Annotated in this window: 18 protein-coding genes; 10 read left to right on the top strand and 8 right to left on the bottom strand. The window is 68.1% G+C overall.

Annotation, left to right across the window (positions count from 1 at the left end):
- Nucleotides 1-213: 213 nt before the first annotated feature.
- The 9 genes from rpmH to AB0D04_RS02585 all read left to right on the top strand — a co-directional run bounded on the left by rpmH (nt 214) and on the right by AB0D04_RS02585 (nt 7,099).
- Nucleotides 214-351 (top strand): 50S ribosomal protein L34, encoded by a 138-nt coding sequence (gene rpmH / locus AB0D04_RS02625; RefSeq protein ID WP_030354375.1) that lies wholly within the window; start codon nt 214-216, stop codon nt 349-351.
- 24 nt (nt 352-375) lie between these two features.
- Nucleotides 376-834, top strand: a complete 459-nt coding sequence (gene rnpA, locus AB0D04_RS02620; RefSeq protein ID WP_362698562.1) for a ribonuclease P protein component — start codon at nt 376-378, stop codon at nt 832-834.
- Complete coding sequence (yidD, locus tag AB0D04_RS02615; protein WP_006604423.1) at nt 831-1,148, top strand: membrane protein insertion efficiency factor YidD; 318 nt, start codon at nt 831-833, stop codon at nt 1,146-1,148. The genes rnpA and yidD overlap by 4 nt, the downstream gene beginning before the upstream one ends.
- A gap of 3 nt (nt 1,149-1,151) precedes the next feature.
- Nucleotides 1,152-2,318 (top strand): membrane protein insertase YidC, encoded by a 1,167-nt coding sequence (gene yidC / locus AB0D04_RS02610; RefSeq protein WP_362698560.1) that lies wholly within the window; start codon nt 1,152-1,154, stop codon nt 2,316-2,318.
- Nucleotides 2,319-2,332: 14 nt separating this feature from the next.
- Nucleotides 2,333-2,839, top strand: coding sequence for a R3H domain-containing nucleic acid-binding protein (locus AB0D04_RS02605; RefSeq protein ID WP_362698557.1), 507 nt, complete (start codon nt 2,333-2,335; stop codon nt 2,837-2,839).
- Nucleotides 2,840-2,975: 136 nt separating this feature from the next.
- On the top strand, nt 2,976-3,701 hold the full coding sequence (rsmG, locus tag AB0D04_RS02600; protein ID WP_362698554.1) for a 16S rRNA (guanine(527)-N(7))-methyltransferase RsmG: 726 nt from the start codon (nt 2,976-2,978) through the stop codon (nt 3,699-3,701).
- A 305-nt stretch (nt 3,702-4,006) separates the two neighbouring features.
- Complete coding sequence (locus AB0D04_RS02595) at nt 4,007-5,077, top strand: ParA family protein (RefSeq protein ID WP_362698781.1); 1,071 nt, start codon at nt 4,007-4,009, stop codon at nt 5,075-5,077.
- Nucleotides 5,074-6,174: a ParB/RepB/Spo0J family partition protein gene (locus tag AB0D04_RS02590; RefSeq protein WP_362698551.1), complete on the top strand. Its 1,101-nt coding sequence runs from the start codon at nt 5,074-5,076 to the stop codon at nt 6,172-6,174. Before AB0D04_RS02595 ends, AB0D04_RS02590 begins: the two co-directional genes overlap by 4 nt.
- Nucleotides 6,175-6,481: 307 nt before the next feature.
- Nucleotides 6,482-7,099 carry a GNAT family N-acetyltransferase gene (locus tag AB0D04_RS02585; protein ID WP_362698548.1) on the top strand — a complete coding sequence of 206 codons (618 nt, stop codon included), beginning with the start codon at nt 6,482-6,484 and terminating at the stop codon, nt 7,097-7,099.
- Nucleotides 7,100-7,173: 74 nt separating this feature from the next.
- Here AB0D04_RS02585 and trxA read toward each other — a convergent pair whose 3' ends face one another.
- The 7 genes from trxA to AB0D04_RS02550 form a co-directional block, all read right to left on the bottom strand.
- Nucleotides 7,174-7,500 (bottom strand): thioredoxin, encoded by a 327-nt coding sequence (gene trxA / locus AB0D04_RS02580; protein WP_362698545.1) that lies wholly within the window; start codon nt 7,498-7,500, stop codon nt 7,174-7,176.
- A gap of 49 nt (nt 7,501-7,549) precedes the next feature.
- Nucleotides 7,550-8,524 (bottom strand): thioredoxin-disulfide reductase, encoded by a 975-nt coding sequence (trxB, locus tag AB0D04_RS02575; RefSeq protein ID WP_362698542.1) that lies wholly within the window; start codon nt 8,522-8,524, stop codon nt 7,550-7,552.
- Between the two features lie 113 nt (nt 8,525-8,637).
- The gene (locus tag AB0D04_RS02570; protein WP_362698539.1) at nt 8,638-9,567 is read right to left on the bottom strand and encodes a zf-HC2 domain-containing protein; all 930 of its coding nucleotides are present in this window, start codon (nt 9,565-9,567) and stop codon (nt 8,638-8,640) included.
- Nucleotides 9,564-10,259: an RNA polymerase sigma factor SigM gene (gene sigM, locus AB0D04_RS02565; RefSeq protein ID WP_362698536.1), complete on the bottom strand. Its 696-nt coding sequence runs from the start codon at nt 10,257-10,259 to the stop codon at nt 9,564-9,566. Before sigM ends, AB0D04_RS02570 begins: the two co-directional genes overlap by 4 nt.
- A 147-nt stretch (nt 10,260-10,406) precedes the next feature.
- Nucleotides 10,407-12,131: a protein kinase family protein gene (locus AB0D04_RS02560; RefSeq protein ID WP_362698533.1), complete on the bottom strand. Its 1,725-nt coding sequence runs from the start codon at nt 12,129-12,131 to the stop codon at nt 10,407-10,409.
- Between the two features lie 107 nt (nt 12,132-12,238).
- Entirely contained in the window at nt 12,239-14,473 is a 2,235-nt protein-coding gene (gene murJ, locus AB0D04_RS02555; protein ID WP_362698530.1) for a murein biosynthesis integral membrane protein MurJ, read from the bottom strand.
- A 46-nt stretch (nt 14,474-14,519) separates the two neighbouring features.
- The gene (locus tag AB0D04_RS02550) at nt 14,520-16,838 is read right to left on the bottom strand and encodes a DUF6049 family protein (RefSeq protein WP_362698527.1); all 2,319 of its coding nucleotides are present in this window, start codon (nt 16,836-16,838) and stop codon (nt 14,520-14,522) included.
- A 183-nt stretch (nt 16,839-17,021) separates the two neighbouring features.
- On the opposite strand from AB0D04_RS02550, the gene AB0D04_RS02545 reads away from it, so the two are divergent.
- A complete protein-coding gene (locus AB0D04_RS02545; protein ID WP_362698524.1) occupies nt 17,022-18,497 on the top strand; it encodes a CCA tRNA nucleotidyltransferase in 1,476 nt (491 codons plus the stop codon).
- A 100-nt stretch (nt 18,498-18,597) separates the two neighbouring features.
- Here the strand turns inward: AB0D04_RS02545 and AB0D04_RS02540 are convergent, their stop codons facing one another.
- Entirely contained in the window at nt 18,598-18,774 is a 177-nt protein-coding gene (locus AB0D04_RS02540) for a hypothetical protein (protein ID WP_362698521.1), read from the bottom strand.
- Between the last annotated feature and the right edge of the window lie 120 nt (nt 18,775-18,894).

Below are 18,894 nucleotides of genomic sequence, written 5' to 3'. Positions count from 1 at the left end.
CCGGTTTGACCGGATGGCGCAGCCGCGCGTACCGTGACCAGGTCGAGTTGTCGATGGCTGCTGCCGCCTGCCTCCGATGGGCAAAGATCGCGCTCTGGTGATCGTGAAGCGGTGCACTTGGGCGTTGCGAGCTACTCGTGGGCGCACGGTGACAGCCAATCGACGCCCCACATCTGTCTCGCCTGAGACAACAAGCATTCCTGGAGCCCCCGAGTGAGCAAGCGCACCTTCCAGCCGAACAACCGCCGTCGCGCGAAGACCCACGGCTTCCGTCTGCGCATGCGGACCCGCGCCGGTCGCGCGATTCTGGCGACCCGTCGTGGCAAGGGTCGCGCCCGCCTGTCGGCCTGAGCAGCCTGAACCTAGGTCCATGACGTGCTGCCTACCGAACATCGGCTGAGGCGGCGCGAGGACTTTGCGACCGCGGTACGCCGGGGACGCAGGGCCGGGCGCCCGCTCCTTGTCGTTCATTTTCGTAGCGGTGCAACGGACCCGCACGCAGCGGGGGAACGTGTTCCCCCGACGCGTGCGGGTTTCGTCGTGAGCAAGGCCGTTGGCGTCGCCGTCGTACGCAACAAGGTCAAGCGGAGGCTTCGTCACCTCATGCGTGATCGGCTGGACCGGCTGCCCGCCGGTAGCCTGGTTGTCGTACGGGCCCTGCCCGGCGCGGGTGCGGCGGAGCACGACCAGCTGGCCCGCGACCTGGACGCCGCGCTCCAGCGGCTGCTGGGAGGGGCGCCGAAAGGCGGCAATCCCACCGCGGCTGTGACCGACGGCGGCTACGCCGCGGGCCCCGGGAAACCCGGACGGGACCCGGGAGGGAGCGCACAGTGAAGTACCCGCTGCTGCTTTTGATCAAGATCTACCAGTGGACCATCAGCCCCCTGCTGGGCCCGGTCTGCAAGTACTACCCGTCGTGCTCGCACTATGGCTATACGGCCATCGACCGGCACGGCGCGGTGAAAGGGACTGCGCTGACTGCCTGGCGCATCCTGCGCTGCAATCCGTGGTCGCTTGGTGGGGTCGACCACGTCCCTCCCCGGAAGCGTCCGGTTTGGCATCAGCGGCTGAGGAGCCGCCTGGGCGGGCCCACCGTCCCTGAGCCTGTCGCCCAGCCCGAGACTCAGCCCAACGCCCAAGGAGCCTGATTCGTGGACACGATCCTCGGTCCCCTCTATACCGCTGTTTCCTGGATCATCGTCCAGTTCCACTCGTTCTACAGCCTGATCTTTGACCCGAACAGTGGCGCGGCGTGGGGTTTGTCCATCGTCTCGCTGGTGGTGCTGATCCGTATCTGCCTGATCCCGCTCTTTGTGAAGCAGATCAAGTCGACGCGGAACATGCAGGCGCTTCAGCCGAAGATGAAGGCGATCCAGGAGCGCTACAAGAGCGACAAGCAGCGCCAGTCCGAAGAGATGATGAAGCTCTACAAGGAGACGGGTACCAACCCGCTCTCGAGCTGTCTTCCGATTCTGGCGCAGTCGCCGTTCTTCATCACGCTGTACCAGGTCCTGAACCACATCGCGAACAACCAGACCGTCGGCGTCATCAACCAGTCGCTGCTGGACAGCGCGAACAAGGCGCACATCTTCGGTGCCCCGCTGGCCGCGAAGTTCATGGACAGCGCGGAGAAGATCGAGAGCCTCGGCGCTTCCCTGACCGACGTCCGCGTCGTCACGATCATCATGATCGTCCTGATGTCGGCGTCGCAGTTCTACACGCAGCGCCAGCTGATGACCAAGAACGTCGACCTCACGGTGAAGACGCCGTTCATGCAGCAGCAGAAGATGCTGATGTACGTCTTCCCGGTCATGTTCGCCGTCTTCGGTATCAACTTCCCCGTCGGTGTTCTCGTCTACTGGCTGACCACCAACGTGTGGACCATGGGCCAGCAGATGTTCGTCATCCGTCGTAACCCGACCCCGGGCAGCAAGGCCTTCACCGAGCGCCAGGAGCGGCTGCGGGCCAAGGGCAAGCTGGTCGAGGACCCGGCCGAGATCGAGGTGAAGAAGGCGGCCGAGGAGGCGCGCCAGAACCGCCAGCAGCCCAAGCGCCAGACGAAGGCCAAGCGGCAGCACACCCCCACGGCCGACACCGGTGCCTCCGGTGGTGCGCAGACCCGTACGCGGGCGGGTTCGACGGGCGCCGGTGAATCGTCCGGTCAGGGTGCCGCGAAGAAGCAGTCGCTGGAGAAGAAGCAGGCCGGCGAGGAGAAGGGCGGCGCGTCCGAGAAGGGCGCCTCCGCCTCCGGGTCCCGTAACACCAAGTCCGGACAGCGCAAGGGCCAGCAGCGCCCCAAGCACCCGTCCAAGAAGTAAGAAGGAGTCCTTTCGTGACGGACACGACCCCTGGCACCAAGGGCACCGACACCCTGACCCGCCTGGAGCAGGAAGGCGAGATCGCGGCCGATTACCTCGAGGGCCTGCTGGACATCGCCGACCTCGACGGTGACATCGACATGGACGTTGAGGCCGACCGTGCCGCGGTGTCGATCATCAGCGACTCGACCAGCCGCGATCTGCAGAAGCTGGTGGGCCGTGATGGTGAGGTGCTGGAGGCGCTGCAGGAGCTGACCCGGCTGGCCGTGCACCGCGAGACCGGTGACCGCTGCCGTCTGATGCTGGACATTGCCGGCTTCCGTGCGCGCAAGCGTGAGCAGCTCACGGAGATCGGTGCCAAGGCGGCGGAGGAGGCCAAGGGGACCGGTCAGCCGGTGAAGCTCGACCCGATGACGCCGTTCGAGCGCAAGGTCGTGCACGACGCGGTGGCCGCGGCCGGTCTCCGGAGCGAGTCCGAGGGCGAGGAGCCGCAGCGCTGCGTGGTCGTCCTCCCGGCCTGACCGCTCAGCGCTTCCGTTTTTCTTTGGCCCCGTCTGCTCGCAGGCGGGGCCAAAAGTTGTCAGCGTTCTGTGTTATTCCGGGTGCGTAGGCCTGGGTTCCCGGCAGGAAAAGCAGTTCAGAGGAAGGGCGGTTCCCGTGACGGAGGCAGCAGTGGAGCTCCCTCCTGCGCCGAAGGCGGCGCAGGAGGTATTCGGTGAGCGCTTTCCGGAGGCTGTGCGGTACGGCGAACTGCTCGCCGACGCCGGGGTGACACGGGGGCTGATCGGCCCACGTGAGGTGCCGCGGCTGTGGGAGCGGCATCTGCTGAACTGCGCAGTGCTCTCGGAGGTGGTTCCGGAGGGCGTCTCGGTCTGCGATGTGGGTTCGGGGGCGGGGCTGCCCGGCATCCCGCTGGCGCTGGTGCGCCCGGATCTGAAGATCACGCTGCTGGAGCCGCTGCTGCGTCGTACGACATTCCTGGAGGAGGTCGTCGAGCTGCTCGGACTGGACCATGTGACGGTGGTGCGGGGGCGGGCCGAAGAGGTCATGGGCAAGATTCCGCAGGTGCATGTGGTGACGGCGCGAGCCGTTGCCCCGCTCGACCGGCTGGCGGGCTGGGGGGTTCCGCTGCTGCGTCCGTACGGCGAGATGCTGGCGCTCAAGGGCGATGCTGCGGAGGAGGAGCTCAAGGGGGCTCGGGCGGCGCTGAGCAAGCTCGGTGTGGTGGAGACCTCGGTGGTGCACGTGGGCGAGGGGATTGTGGATCCCCCGTCGACGGTGGTGCGGGTCGAGGTGGGCGAGAGCCCTGGCGGTGTGCGCTTTGCGGCCAAGCGGGCGAAGGCGGCGCGCGACAGCCGTGTGTCGAGGGGGCGCCGCCGCTGATGCCCCAGGCCGGAGCTTCCCAGGCCGGCGTCGCTGCTGCGTCTGTGGTGTCTGTACGGCAACGAATAGGGCAAATTCCATAAACGCCATCAAAGCGTCATAAGACGGAGTGTCGCGGCTTAATCGGGCGCGGCGCTGGCATCGTGTTTCACGTGAAACGTCGTTCTCTGCTGCAAGGGATCATTGACCGGGGTCGCGCGGCCGCCGCGCCGCGCGACCGTAAACCCACAAGGGTCACGGAAGTATCCACAGATGTGGATTCGTCCACAGGAGAACGGACCTCACTGGTTCACGACACCGAAAGCATGGCAGGCTCTGACCATTGCGAGCCTGATGTCGAGGAGAGTGAATCCTTGCGGTCCGACGCCAACATCGCGGGACCGATGACCGATCCGGTCCCCGGTCCCCGTAACGAGTCGTTCGGGGACGACGTTTCACGTGAAACGCCGCCCCCGATGGACGACACCCCGATCGGTCGTGCAGCTCAGCTGGCGGTAGAGGCATTCGGCCGCGCGGGCGACGGCCTTCCCCGGCCCGAGCAGACCCGGGTCATGGTGGTTGCCAACCAGAAGGGCGGGGTCGGCAAGACCACGACCACGGTGAACCTCGCGGCCTCGCTGGCCTTGCACGGGGCACGGGTTCTGGTGGTCGACCTCGACCCCCAGGGCAATGCCTCGACAGCACTGGGGATCGACCATCACGCCGAAGTGCCTTCGATTTATGACGTGCTGGTGGACAGCAAGCCGCTCTCCGACGTGGTCCAGCCGGTGGTGGATGTGGAGGGCCTGTTCTGTGCGCCCGCCACCATCGACCTGGCCGGCGCGGAGATCGAGCTGGTCTCGCTGGTGGCCCGGGAGAGCCGGCTGGATCGGGCCATCAAGGCATACGAGCAGCCGCTGGACTACATCCTCATCGACTGCCCGCCCTCGCTGGGCCTGCTGACCGTGAATGCTCTGGTCGCAGGCGCCGAGGTGCTGATCCCGATTCAGTGCGAGTACTACGCGCTGGAGGGCCTGGGACAGTTGCTGCGGAACGTCGACCTGGTGCGGGGCCATCTCAACCCCAAGCTCCATGTCTCGACGATCCTGCTGACCATGTATGACGGGCGCACCCGGCTGGCCTCGCAGGTCGCCGACGAGGTGCGCAGCCACTTCGGCAACGAGGTGCTCCGTACGAGCATCCCGCGCTCGGTGCGTATCTCCGAGGCGCCCAGCTATGGGCAGACGGTGCTCACCTATGACCCGGGATCCAGTGGTTCGCTCTCGTATCTCGAAGCGGCCAGAGAGATCGCGTTGCGTGGGGTTCCTCAGACCGGTGGTCAGGGCCTCGCGGTCAACTATGAAGGACAGCACAGCATGTCGGAGGGGACTCAGTGAGTGAACGACGTAGAGGACTGGGCCGTGGGCTCGGTGCGCTGATCCCCGCAGCACCGCAGAGCACGGACAATGCCGGGCCTGTGGTGGGACGGGGGGCGACGTCACCGTCGGCCGTACCGGTACTGGCACCAGACCGGGGGGTGGCGGCCGCCAAGGTCACCGCGCTGCCGGCGAACGGTGTTTCACGTGAAACAGAGGCACCGGCCGAGCCGGAGACGATGCCTCAGGCCGTAGCAGAGGTTGCGGGCGCGCATTTCGCCGAGGTGCCGCTGGATGCGATCATGCCGAACCCGCGGCAACCGCGGGAGGTGTTCAACGAGGATGCGCTCGCCGAGTTGGTGGTCTCCATCAAGGAGGTCGGCCTGCTCCAGCCGGTCGTGGTCCGTCAGACCACGCCGGATCGGTATGAGCTCATCATGGGTGAGCGCCGCTGGCGGGCCTGCCGTGAGGCCGGGCTGGAGAAGATTCCCGCCATCGTCCGGGCCACGGAAGACGAGCAGCTGCTGCTCGATGCGCTTCTGGAGAATCTGCACCGGGCACAGCTCAATCCGCTGGAAGAGGCGGCCGCCTACGACCAGCTGCTGAAGGACTTCAAGTGCACGCATGACGAGCTGGCCGACCGGATCGGGCGGTCGCGTCCGCAGGTCACCAACACGCTGCGACTGCTGAAGCTGGCGCCGTCCGTCCAGAGCAGGCTCGCGGCGGGTGTGCTCTCCGCGGGTCACGCCCGTTCCCTGCTTGCCGTGGAGGACCACGAGGAGCAGGAGCACCTCGCGAGCCGCACCGTGCGAGAGGGGCTGTCGGTGCGCAGCCTCGAAGAGATCGTGAAGCTGCTGGGGTCGGACCCCAAGAGCACGACCAAAGCCAAGAAGCCGCGGGCGGGCACCCGGGTCTCCCCAGCGCTGACCGGTCTTGCCACGCGGCTGTCCGACCGATTCGAGACTCGGGTGAAGGTCGATCTCGGCCAGAAGAAGGGGAAGATCGTCGTTGAGTTCGCCTCAATGGATGATCTGGAGCGCATTCTCGGCACGCTGGCCCCGGGCGAGGGTCCGGTCCTGGGCAAGTCGCTCGCCGACGAGGATGACGCCAAGGAATGAGCTGACGGGTTCGGCTCACGGGCGGGTCGTGTTCCGGAATCCAAACCGGAACACGACCCGCCCTTTGCTCTCTGCCGGTACCCGCGCCCGTAAAGGGTGGATACGATGCGATCGGGTATGGCACGCATCCACATGGAGAGACCTCACAACGAGGAGAGGCCATGCGATCAGTGAGCCGCACCGGACTGTTGGCAGCGGGGTTCGGCCTCGCTGCCGTCGGAGGGTTCGTCGGCGGTCTGCTCAGGGAGCAGGCGGCGCTGACGGCGCTGCGCGGTGCGGCAGGCGAGGGAAGTGAGGACCTGGCTTCATGGGCCGTCGGCTCGTACCGCTCACGCTGGACAACCTTCCGGATCTCCCCAAGCGCTGCCGCTCCTGTGTCTTCTGGGAGCTCGACCCCGTCAGCGGCGAAGCCGCAGTAAAGGCGGGCCGGCCCGAGCTCGAGAAGGAAGCCTGGATCTCGGCGGTACTGCTGGAGTGGGGATCCTGCGGGCGGGTGGTCTATGTCGACGACGTCCCGGTCGGCTTTGTGATGTACGCCCCGCCGGCCTACGTTCCGCGGTCCATGGCGTTTCCTACCAGCCCCGTGTCGGCGGATGCGGTGCAGCTGCTCACGGCGTGGCTGACGCCTGGTTACCAGGGGCAGGGGCTGGGCCGGGTGATGGTGCAGACGGTTGCCAAGGACCTCATCCAGCGCGGGTTCAAGGCGATCGAGGCCTTCGGCGATGCCCGCTGGAGCGAGCCGGCGTGTGTGCTGCCCGCCGACCATCTCCTCGCGGTGGGCTTCAAGACTGTGCGCCCCCACCCGCGCTTTCCGCGGCTGCGGCTTGAGCTGCGGGCCACCATCTCGTGGAAGGAAGACGTGGAACTGGCCCTCGACCGCTTGCTGGGGGCCGTCCAGAAGGAACCCGCGCTGCGGCCGCTGTAAGGGTGCTGGAACAAGCATCGGGCCCGCCCCACGAGGGGCGGGCCCGATGTTTCACGTGAAACGTGATGTCGCTACTAGGCGAGGAAGTCCGCCAGGTCGCGCTCGATCCCGGCCTTCGGCTTGGCGCCGACGATAGTCTTCACGACCTCGCCGCCCTGGTAGACGTTCATGGTCGGGATGGACATGACGCCGTACTTGGCGGTGGTCGCCGGGTTCTCGTCGGTGTTCAGCTTGGCGATGACGATCTCGTCGTGCTCGGCGGCAATGGCCTCCAAGGACGGGGCAATCTGGCGGCACGGGCCGCACCAGGTGGCCCAGAAGTCCACGAGAACGGGCTTGTCGCTGTTGAGGACGACCTCTTCGAAGTTGTCGTCCGTCACGGTCACCGTGGCGCCGGCCATGGCAATCTCCTTACTGGGTGGGTGGTGAAAAGCTGGGGGGTGGCGAGGGTCAGGCGGAGACGGTCTTCTCCGGCTCGGCCGTGGCCTCGCCGTCCGTCAGGGCCGCGAGGAACCGCTCGGCGTCGAGGGCGGCGGAGCACCCCGTGCCGGCCGCGGTGATCGCCTGACGGTAGGTGTGGTCGACGACGTCGCCGGCGGCGAAGACTCCCGCCAGGTTCGTACGGGTGCTGGGCGCCTCGACCTTGAGGTAACCCTCGTCGTCCAGATTCAACTGGCCCTTGAAGAGCTCGGTCCGCGGGTCGTGACCGATCGCGATGAACAGGCCGGTCACCGGCAGCTCGGAGGTCTCGCCGGTCTTGACATTGCGCAGCGTCAGACCGCTGAGCTTGTTCTCGCCGTGGATCTCGGCGATCTCGCTGTCCCACACAAACTTGATCTTCGGGTCGGCGAAGGCACGATCCTGCATCGCCTTGCTCGCCCGCAGGGTGTCGCGGCGGTGGACGACCGTGACGGAGCTGGCGAAGCGGGAGAGGAAGGTGGCCTCTTCCATCGCGGTGTCGCCACCACCGATGACGGCGATGTCCTGGCCCTTGAAGAAAAACCCGTCGCAGGTTGCGCACCAGGAAACGCCGCGGCCGGACAGCTCGTCCTCGCGGGGCAGCCCGAGCTTGCGGTGCTGGGATCCGGTGCTGACGATGACGGTCCTCGCCCGGTGGACGGTGCCCGTGGTGTCGGTGACGGTCTTGATCTCCTCGGAGAGGTCGACCGCGACGATGTCGTCCGGAACGAGCTCGGCACCGAAGCGCTCGGCCTGGGCGCGCATGTTGTCCATGAGGTCCGGCCCCATGATGCCGTCGCGGAAGCCAGGGAAGTTCTCCACGTCGGTGGTGTTCATCAGCGCGCCGCCGGCGGTGACGGCACCTTCGAAGACCAGCGGCTTCAGGGACGCGCGGGCGGTGTAGAGCGCTGCGGTGTAGCCCGCGGGCCCGGAGCCGATGATGATCACGTTGCGGACGTCGCTCACGGGTGTCTTCCTTGTCTCTGCCGACTGCTTGCTGGGGTCTGGGAACTCTCACCCCACCCAACGGATCCTACGGGTCGAGCATTCCCGGAGTGTCACAGCGCACATCTCGTCGTTCAGTCTCGCTGGTACGAGTGGGTCAGCAGGACCTTCCCGGGGGCCGGTGGGACGGCAGAGACACATGAGGAAGACACGACGTAGGCGGAGACGCGTGACGGGTCCGACGGGTGCGGCAGCACCACGAGGTAGGCGTCCTTGCCCTTGTAGGTGTTGTGGCTGGACGCGATCGGCGTTTCCGTGCGGCCGGTGCCATGGCGCACACACGACGGGACGGTGTCGATTCCGCCGCGCAGCGGTGTTTCCGGGGAGCTGCGGGTGCTGATCTCCGGGGACTTGTTTCCATGCTTCGCCGCGAGCAGGCCGCGGACATGCGCCCCGAGAGACGCGGAGGTCAGCTCCGAACCGCCGGGGCTCTGCCCGGCCGATGCGCTGGTCCGGTCCCGGTTGGTGGCCGTCGTACCGCCGGTGATGGCGTTCTGGACGAGGAGTCCGCCGATGCTGATGGCCACCGCGGCCGCTGCCGTGCCGAGCAGGATGCGAGGCCAACGGCGCGAACGGGACGAGCGGCCGCCGGGCGTCTGGCGGCCGGGTCCTGAAGCGCCCCGGGGACGGCCCGCCGGACGATCCAGGGGTGTGCCGCGTGTGGGCGATTCCACATCGGTTTCACGTGAAACCGAACCGGCGGCGATCGATGTTTCACGTGAAACAAGGGTCCGCGTGGCGGGAGTGGTGGAGTCCAGCAGTGCCTCGGCTGCGAGGGCGGCATCGATGCGCCCGGCGACATCGGCGGGCATCCGCGACGGTTCGGGGAGCGTGCCGAGCAGCCCCCGAATCTCCTCCAGGGCCGCATAGACATCTGCGCACAGCGGGCAGCCACTGAGATGGCCGCGAAGCTCCGTGGTGCGGGACGGGGACAGCAGTCCGTCCGTGAGGTCGGAGATCTCGGAGACCTCCGGGTGCTCGTCCGAGCCGGTCGTCGACGTCACGCTCGCTCACCTCCGCCCTTCACGGCACCTGCGTCGTTCGGTCCTGCCGTCGGTGGGACGGATGTCCCCTGCGCCCGGTTCCTTCCCCCGCTCGCGGGCCGGCTATCCCCGTCATCTGCGCGCAGATGGGTGACCAACGGAAGGAGCCGAGCGCGGCCCCGTGCACAACGGCTCTTGATCGTTCCCGTAGGGACACCGAGGACCGCGGCGGCCTCGGCGACGGGGTAGCCCTGCATATCGACGAGGACGAGTGCGGCGCGCTGTTCTTCGGGGAGGGTGCGCAGTGCGCTCAGCAGTTGCCGGTACAGATCCTGTCGCTCGGCGGGGACGGCGGCGGATTCCTGTGGTGCGAGGAGCTGTTCCAGTCGCTCGGTCTCGGCCACGGGCGAGGTGCGCCGGGAGGCGGCCTTGCGGGCCCGGTCCAGGCAGGCATTCACCGTAATGCGGTGCAGCCAGGTCGTGACGGCGGACTGCCCGCGGAAGGTGTGGGCCGCGCGATAGGCGGAGACCAGAGCATCCTGCACGGCGTCGGCCGCTTCTTCGCGATCGCTGAGGGTGCGCAACGCCACGGCCCAGAGGCGGTCGCGGTGGCGTCGGACGATTTCCCCAAAGGCATCGGGGTCGCCCTTCACATGCAGGGCAAGGAGATCGGCGTCGGTTGGTGTCGAAGCCTCATCGCTGTCGGTGGACACGGGCCCCCCGGCCGTAGCTGCCTGATCTCGGATCCCATTGAAGCCCGCCAGGTCAGGAAAGTAAATGCCGATGAAATCGGGGCCCCGGCCGTTCCATCCGGCCGGGGCCCGCAGCATTTCTCGACGGCGGCTGAGCGTGCCGCCGACTCAGCTGGTGAAGGAAACCTCCGTCACGCCCTGCTTGTAGCCGGGTTCGCTGTAGCCCTCCCGTGGGGAGTACGGCATGGCGGTGATCCAGACCAGGACGTACTGCGCCTTCGCGGGCTTCTTGAGCTTGATCTCGGCCTTCGTCTGCGACGTCGTGGTGGTGCCGAGCTGCTGCATGGAGCTCAGCGGCTCCGACGTCGAGAGCGAGTTGGCCGCGTACAGCGTCACGGTGGTGTGCTTGCCGCCGTAGTGCAGCCCGACCGACGCGCTGCTTATCTGTTGCTTCGAGCCCAGGTCGTAGACGAGGCCGACGCCCTGCTTGAAGGCCGGGTTGAGGTCGGGGCCTTCCTTGAAGGTCTTGCTGCGCCAGTAGGTGCTGGGGTCCCCGTCGTGGGAGTCCTGGGCCTGGTCGGGGTGCTGCGGTTGGCCGTCCGGGTAGTACTCCCCGACCTTTGCGATCTTGATTGGCTTGTTGGCCGACGTCTTGGCCTTGCCCCCGGTGGTGTGCGAGCTGCTCGGGCTGTCCTGGTCGCCTTCCAGCTTGAGCAGGGTGTCCGCGAGCTGCCAGCTGCCCAGCCCCAGTGCTGCGATGAGCAGCGCGGAGACCGACCACTTCAGCGCCTTGCCGGTACGGCTCTGCAGCGGGGGTGGTGGAGTGGGGATGGACTGTGTCGCTCGGCCGCCGGGCTGGCCGTTGCGGGCCGACGACTGGCGGTAGGTGCCCTGCTGGTATCCGGTGCGCTGGTAGGGCGGCGGCGTGCTGAAGGACGTCTCCGGAGGCCGGATGCGCGGCATCGCCGCAACGGCCTTGGCCAGCTCCTCCGGCGTGGTGCAGGGCTGTTCCTGCCGGGAAGCTGTGGCGCCGTCGTTGACGACCGCGCGCATGGCGAGTTCGGACAGCCCGCGGTGGACCCCGGCACGCACCTGGTCGGGCGCGATCAGCCCGACGCCCTTGGGCAGGCCGGTGAGGCCGTAGGCATCGTTCTCGTACGGCCAGCGCTGGGTCAGGGCGGCGTACAGAAGTGCGCCGATCGCCTCGGTGTCCGTGCGCTGCGGGTGCTCGCACGTGATGCCGCGCAGCGCGGCCATGACGGCCAGGCCGCGGATGCGGTACTGGCCGGACTCCGTGCGCAGTACCGAGCTCGGCGTGATCCGCAGATGCGCCAGGCCCTCGCGGTGGGCGGCGGCCATGGCCTGGGAGACCTGGCTGACGAGCTGGTAGGCGTCGTGCGCTTCGAGCGGGCCGTTCGCGAAGACCGTGGTGAGCTCGGTGGCGTCCGGCAGCCATTCGTGGACGACGTAGACGAGGTCGTTCTCCTCGACGGCGTCGAGGACCTGGACGAATCGAGGGTCGCCGAGGAGCGCGGAGGAGCGGGCGGCGGACAGCACCGGACGGGCCCGCGGGTGGTCGGCGGGCAGGATGTGCACGCCGACGGCTCTGCGCAGCTTTTCGTCGACCGCGCGCCAACTGCTGAACCCGTCCAGACGGGTGACGCACTCCTCGAGGCGGTAGCGTCTGGCGAGCTTGTGGCCACTGTGCAGTTCCGGTGGCTGGGTGTCGGCCGCCGCGGCACCGGTCTCATCGGTGCTTGCGGTGTCCTTTTCCCCGCCGGATACCTTCTCGGCCTCCGCTCCGTCGTCCGTGGCCTGACCCGCCTGGGCGGTCAGCGGTTCCTCACCGCTCGTGTCGGCCACGTCGACGGCAGCCGTGCTCCGTTCCGCCACCGTCGTTCCTGCCTCCCCATCCGTTGCAGGCTCAATGAGCCAAGACAATTGTGCCCACAGTCCGCCACTATGCACGACACACGGTGGCGGCCGATGGTTGTGCCCGGTCAGCGCCCCAGCTTGGCGCGGACCATCCCGACCAGGGCATTCAGCTCTTGGATCCGCATCTTGCGGGCTGCCGCGTAGAAGACCGCCAGAAGTGCGGCGCTGCCGCCGACGAGAGCGGCGAGCGAGCCGGTGACCCCGGTGCCGAGTGCCTGCATGATGCCGTACACCACGGCCCCGGAGACGATCGTGGCCGGGACGCTGGCGCCGGCCAGCCGTGCGTAGGTGCGCACGACGCGGGCGGTGTCGAGATCGCCCCCCATCCGCTTGCTCAGGCGGCGCCAGGCCACGCCGACGCCGATGATGTATGCCAGACCGTAGGAGGCCGCCATGCCGATCACGGCCCAGCGTGCGGGAAGGATCAGGAAGCAGAGGGCGGAGGCGACTGCGTTGACGGCGGCGACGATCACCGTGTTGTAGAAGGGGGTGCGGGTGTCTTCGTACGCGTAGAAGGCGCGCAGGACGACGTACTGCACCGAGAACGGGATCAGGCCGACGCCGAAGGCCATCAGCATGTAGCCCATCGGGACACCGGCGCCGGACGAGCCGTAGACCAGGGTGCACAGCGGGATGCCGAGGGACAGGAAGCCGAACGAGATCGGGACGATGGCGACGGCGGAGGTCCGCAGACCCTGGGACATGTCGTCGCGGACGGCCGCGGTGTCGCCGTCGTTCGCGGAGCGTGCCAGGCGCGGCAGCAGCGCCGCCATCACGGAGACGGTGATGATCGCCTGCGGCATGTTCCAGATCAGCTGCGCGCTGGCGTAGGAGATGAAGCCGGTGCCCGGGTGGCCCTGCTGGTCGGCGGTGTTGCCCGCCCAGGTGGAGAGCTGGGTGACGACGAGCACGCCCGCCTGGTTGGCGAGGACGAACAGCACCGTCCACTTGGCGAGCTTGGCGGCCTTGCCCAGGCCGTGGCCGCGCCAGTCGAAGCGCAGCCGGAGCTTGAAGTCGGCGTCACGCAGGTACGGGATCATTGCCAGAGCCTGGACCACAAGGCCGAGGAGGGTGCCGAGGCCCAGCAGCCGGATGCCTTCGGCGGGGATGGTCGTGACGCCGATCTGGGATGTCTTGGCCGACCCGTAGACCCAGATGAACAGGCCGAAGGTGGCGATCATGACGATGTTGTTGAGGACCGGGGTCCACATCATCGCGCCGAAGCGGCCGCGGGCATTGAGGATCTGTCCCATCACGACATGCAGACCCATGAAGAAGATCGTCGGCACGCAGTAACGGGTGAACGCGACAGCGACCTCGTTGGCAGCGGGATCGCGGGAGATGTCGTACGAGACCAGTTTCACCAAGAGCGGTGCGGCGAACACGGCCAGGACGGTGAGCACTCCGAGGATCACGATGACGAGCGTGAGCAGGCGGTTGGCGTAGGCCTCGCCGCCGTCGTCGTCCTCCTTCATCGCGCGGACGAGCTGCGGGACGAAGACGGAGTTCAGACCGCCGCCGATGGTCAGGATGAAGATCATCGTCGGCAGCTGGTAGGCGACCTGCCAGGAGTCACCGAGGACCGCACCGCCGAGCGCCGCGACGATCAGCGCGGAGCGGATGAAGCCGGTGAGCCGGGACACCATCGTGCCGGCGGCCATTACGGCGCTGGACTTGAGCAGGCCGGAGGCGCGGCCGCCGGACGTCTTGCCCGCGGCTGCGGGGGCAGGATCCGGCGTCGGCGCGGGCTGCGGCGGTACGGCTTCCGGTCCCGGCGCCCCTGCTCCCCCGGCCGCGGCCGGGGTGGGTGCCACGGGGGCCGGTGCGGGGCGCTGGGGCTCGTACGGCTGCTGGTCCCGGAAGAGATGCGCGAAGGCATCGGGCTCCGGGCTCTCGTCGGAGGCCTGGGTGATCAGGTCGTCCACACCCACGAACTGCGTGGTCGGGGCGTCGCCGTACTGCGGGTCGGGCCGTGCGGCACGGGAGTCGGGCGACGGAGGCGCCGCCGAGAACTGCGGGTCCGGGGTGTGCCGCGCCGCGGGAGGCTGCTGGTAGAGGGGCTGCGTGGTGTGGCCGGGAGGCGGCGGGGCGTGGCCGGCACGGTCGTACGGTGCCTCGGTCAGCGGATCCTGGGCCGCCGGGCCCTGAGCGAGATGCGGGTCGTTGCGGTAGGCGTCCTGGACATAGGGGTCCTGGGCGTAGGGACCGGGAGCTGCGGGCACCTGGGGCGTCGCAGGGACCGGCCCAGCAGGGTCGCCATGGGCGTCCCGGCTGCGGTCACCGTCGTACGGCGCGTTCATCGCTGCCCCATCTCATCCGTTGCGGGCCATCCGGCCCCGCCATCTATCAACGGTCCACTTTCTCACCTGAGCCGGACGGGTCGGGGTTTTCCGAACCGGTGTCCGGCGTGGGGTCACTCGGCTGCTCGGGCTGGTTGCCGTCCGTGCCGCCGTTGTCGCCGTTCGTGCCTTCCTCGCCGTCCGGGCCTTCACCGTCGGGCCCGTCCTCGGCGGGCGCTGCGGCCATCCGCTTGCGCTGGAGGTAGATCCGTACGCCGGCGAGGACCAGCAGCAGGACGCCGCCGGCGATGACGAGCATCACTGTCGCGGTGATCTCGGTGACATTCACCTGGAACGTCATCGGGTCACCGTAGGGCTTTCCGTCCGCCGTGTAGAGCTGGGCGGTCACCCAGGCACGACCATTCGCGTTCGCGGTGGTGTCGAACTTGAACGACTGGCTGTGCCCGCCGTCCACCTTGATCTGCTGCGACTGCCCCGCGTCCAAGCGGTTGGGCTGGGACGAGGTCAGCTTCAGTGTCATGCCCTCGACGCTCTGGACGAGGTTGTTCTGCACGGTCACAGGAATCGTCGCGCTGCGCCCGGAAAGTGTCGCATCCGACTTCTGGATCAGATGGACCTTCTTGGTCAGGCCGTCGAGATAGCCGCGCACGGAGTTACGGAAGGCGCCGGCGCCGGCGCCGGTCGGGTCGCCCCGCCACTCGGTCGACATCTCCCGCATTATGGCGGTGCCGAACGGGGTCACCACCCGCTCGGGCTGGGCCAGGATCACCCGGTAGTCGTCCAGCGCGGACTGGGTGTCCTGGATCTGCCGGAAGGCTTTGGTGGGGAGTTCCTCCCTGCGCAGCGAGCCCGGGTAGGCGCCGCCGCCGGGCACGCGGCGGGTGGCCGCGGGGTCGGGCTTGGCGCTGGTCGCGTCGCTGAGGTCCAGCGGCTCCGTCCACCGCGCCGAGTCCTCCAGATTCCGCAGCGCGGTGGCCATTGCGTGAGCCTGGGCGGACGACGGCATGCGCTGCGGTGCGACGACGATGCTGCGCTGCCGGTCCGGGGCCTGGAGGTTGATCATCTGGGTCTGGGCGAGGAATTGCTGGACCGCGCGGGAGGCCTTGTCCGCCTTCGACATATCGCCCTCGAACGCCCGGGAGAGCCGCGCGTCCGCGACGATGGCGGTGTTGCCGCCGCCGATGGGCCGGGCCGCCGTCGGGGTATAGGGCAGTCCGCCGGTCTCGCGCAGGCTGTCGCTGCGGGTGATGAGGTTGTGCGCGCCGGCGGAGGTAGCGACATCGACGATCGAGGAGTCGATGGCACCGTCGACGGGCCAGGCGAAATCCGTACGCGGCGTGACGCCCAGGACGGTGTTCACGGTGCTGGCAGCGAGGTCGGTGGCCGGACCGAGGTGGCTGAGCGCGCTCGGGACGCTCTTGCCGTGGTGGGCGAGCGAGGCCAGGTCGGGGTCGGCGAACGGCAGCGCGATGACCTCGTGCGTCTTCACCGCCTTCTGGAGGTCGTTCAGCCACTGCTTGGCGACTGCCTGATTCCTGCCCGTGGGGCCGTCGGGGCCGTCGATCTTGTACGTCCTGGTCATCGCGTCAACGCTGGCGAGCAGGTCGGGATCGATGACGAAGGTCACTGGCAGGTTCTTGGCGAGCGCCACCATCTGCTGCAGTCGGCCGCCGGGCGCGAGTTCCGCGGCGAGGTCGTCGTTGCGGAAGACCGGTGTCTGTGCGGCGTCGGTCTCGGCGGTGAGGTGGGTGGAGGAGACCAGCGGCCACAGGTAGGTGAGCTGTGTCTTCTTGTCGGCGCTTCCGCTCTGCCAAGGCAGGAAGGTCCGGTCGATGCCCAGCACCTGCTCGAGGGGCGCGGTCTGGGTGCGCCCTGACAGCGAGACACCGAGCCGGTACACACCGTCGTCACCGAGGTCGAGATCCTTCACCGGCACGCTGAGGGAGAAGGAGCGGCGGTCGCCGGGATCCAGATTGTCGATCTTCTCCTTGTGCCCCTTGACCTCCGGTCCGTCGACGCCCGGTACATAGCCGGTGTGCTGGGAGGCGCGGTCGATGGCGCTGCGGCCGCTGAGAGATGAGCCACGGTGCATTCCGATGTGCGCGTGGGTGATGGTGCTGCTGCCGTCGTTGGTCAGCGTGCCGGAGACGGTGACCGTATCCGCCTTCGTGGGGGCAGACGGTGTCATCGACTCGATGGCGATGTCGACCGTGCGGGAGCCCGTGGGGGCGGCCTGTGCGGAGGGGGCCTGCGGGGCCAGCAGCAGGCCTGCGAGCAGGGGTGTTCCGGTGAACAGCGCCACGGTTCTGCGCAGCCATCGGCCGCGCGGCCGTTCAGTCCCCTGGAACCCTGCCGCCTCGGCCACGCGCTCGCCCGTCCCTCGTCGTCGTCAGTGGTCGTCGGAATGTGCGTCCCCGAATGGTAACGAGGCCCGGTGTGTCGTAGTGCCGGGGACTGCTCCACATGATCGCCACGACGGCGGCCGGACACCGCGTCCCCTCTCTTAACGTGACGCTTCCTACGGCGCGGCCACGTACCCTGTTCTGTTGTGCCGAACGCCAACAATGACCTCCCCGCCCCGCCGACCGAGCGGATGCCGCAGTCGACGAACGCGCTGAACCATGTCCAGCGCCGTGCCGTGAGCGAGCTGCTGCGGGTGTCCCCCGTTGCGGACGACCTGGCCTGCCGATTCCAGGAGGCCGGGTTCACGCTTGCCCTGGTCGGTGGTTCGGTGCGGGATGCGCTGCTCGGCCGGCTCGGCAACGATCTGGACTTCACCACCGATGCCCGCCCCGAGGACGTCCTGAAGATCGTCCGGCCGTGGGCGGACGCGGTGTGGGAGGTCGGCATCGCCTTCGGCACGGTGGGCTGCAAGAAGAGCTCATTCGACATCGAGGTCACGACCTACCGCTCCGAGGCGTACGACCGCACCTCGCGCAAGCCCGAAGTGTCCTACGGCGACTCCATCGAGCAGGACCTGGTCCGCCGGGACTTCACGGTGAACGCCATGGCGGTGCTGCTGCCGCAGAAGGAGTTCGTCGACCCGCACGGCGGGCTGGAGGACCTGGCGGCGCGTGTGCTGCGGACCCCGGGGACACCGGAGGAGTCGTTCTCCGACGATCCGCTGCGGATGATGCGCGCGGCTCGCTTCGCCGCTCAGCTGGACTTCGAGGTCGCCCCCGAGGTGGTTGCCGCGATGAAGGCGATGTCGGAGCGGATCGACATCGTCTCTGCGGAACGCGTACGGGACGAGCTGAACAAGCTGATCCTCGGGGCGCACCCGCGCAAGGGCCTGCGGCTGCTCGTCGATTCCGGGCTGGCGGACCGGGTGCTGCCCGAGCTGCCCGCGCTGCAGCTGGAAAGTGATGAGCATCACCGCCACAAGGACGTCTACGAGCACTCGCTGACCGTCCTGGAGCAGGCCATCGATCTCGAAGAGGGCGGGCCCGATCTGGTGCTGCGGCTGGCGGCTCTGCTGCATGACATCGGCAAGCCCAGGACGCGGCGTTTCGAGTCGGACGGCAGGGTCTCGTTCCACCACCACGAGGTGGTGGGGGCGAAGATGACCAAGAAGCGGATGACCGCGCTGAAGTACTCCAACGACATGGTCAAGGACGTCTCGCGTCTGGTCGAGCTGCACCTGCGCTTCCACGGATACGGGACGGGCGAGTGGACGGACTCCGCGGTCCGTCGCTACGTGCGGGATGCCGGCCCGCAGCTCGAGCGTCTGCACAAGCTGACGCGCTCGGACTGCACCACCCGGAACAAGCGCAAGGCCAGTGCGCTGTCGCGTGCGTACGACGGACTTGAGGAGCGCATCGCGCGGCTCCAAGAGCAGGAAGAGCTGGATGCGATCCGTCCGGACCTGGACGGCAACGACATCATGCAGATCCTGGGGATTGCGCCAGGGCCGGAGGTCGGCAAGGCCTACAAGCAGATGCTGGAGCTGCGACTGGAGCGCGGCCCCATGGAGCGGGACGAGGCCGTTGCCGCTCTGAAGGAGTGGTGGGCGGCTCAGGGCTGATATTTCACGTGAAACATGCGTCGATGAACCGACATGTTTCACGTGAAACATGGGGCGGTGTTTCACGTGAAACACCGCCCCGCGGCTTGAAGCGCTTGCCTCAGACGCCCTTCGTGCAGAGCAGGAAGTCGGGACCCTCGCCGGTCTCGGCGTAGAACCCGGTGGCGTCAGGTACCTTGCGGCACTCGGTCTCGGCGCTCGACTGGGTGAAGAAGCCGTCGATCTTCTTCGCGACCTTGGACTCCGCTTCGGAGGAGGAGCAGTCCACGACCTCCATGCGCTCTGTGGACGACGACGCCGCCTTCAGGCAGTCGCCCACGCCGCGGTCTCGGCATCGTCCTGGCTCGCGATCCATCCGCCTACCACCACCACGGCGAACAGCACGACGTAGGCAATG

The sequence above is a fragment of the Streptomyces sp. NPDC048483 genome (assembly GCF_040651455.1).
Lineage (GTDB): Bacteria > Actinomycetota > Actinomycetes > Streptomycetales > Streptomycetaceae > Streptomyces.
The sequence above is the reverse complement of the archived record's forward strand: the minus strand, read 5'-3'. Positions and strand labels throughout refer to the sequence as shown.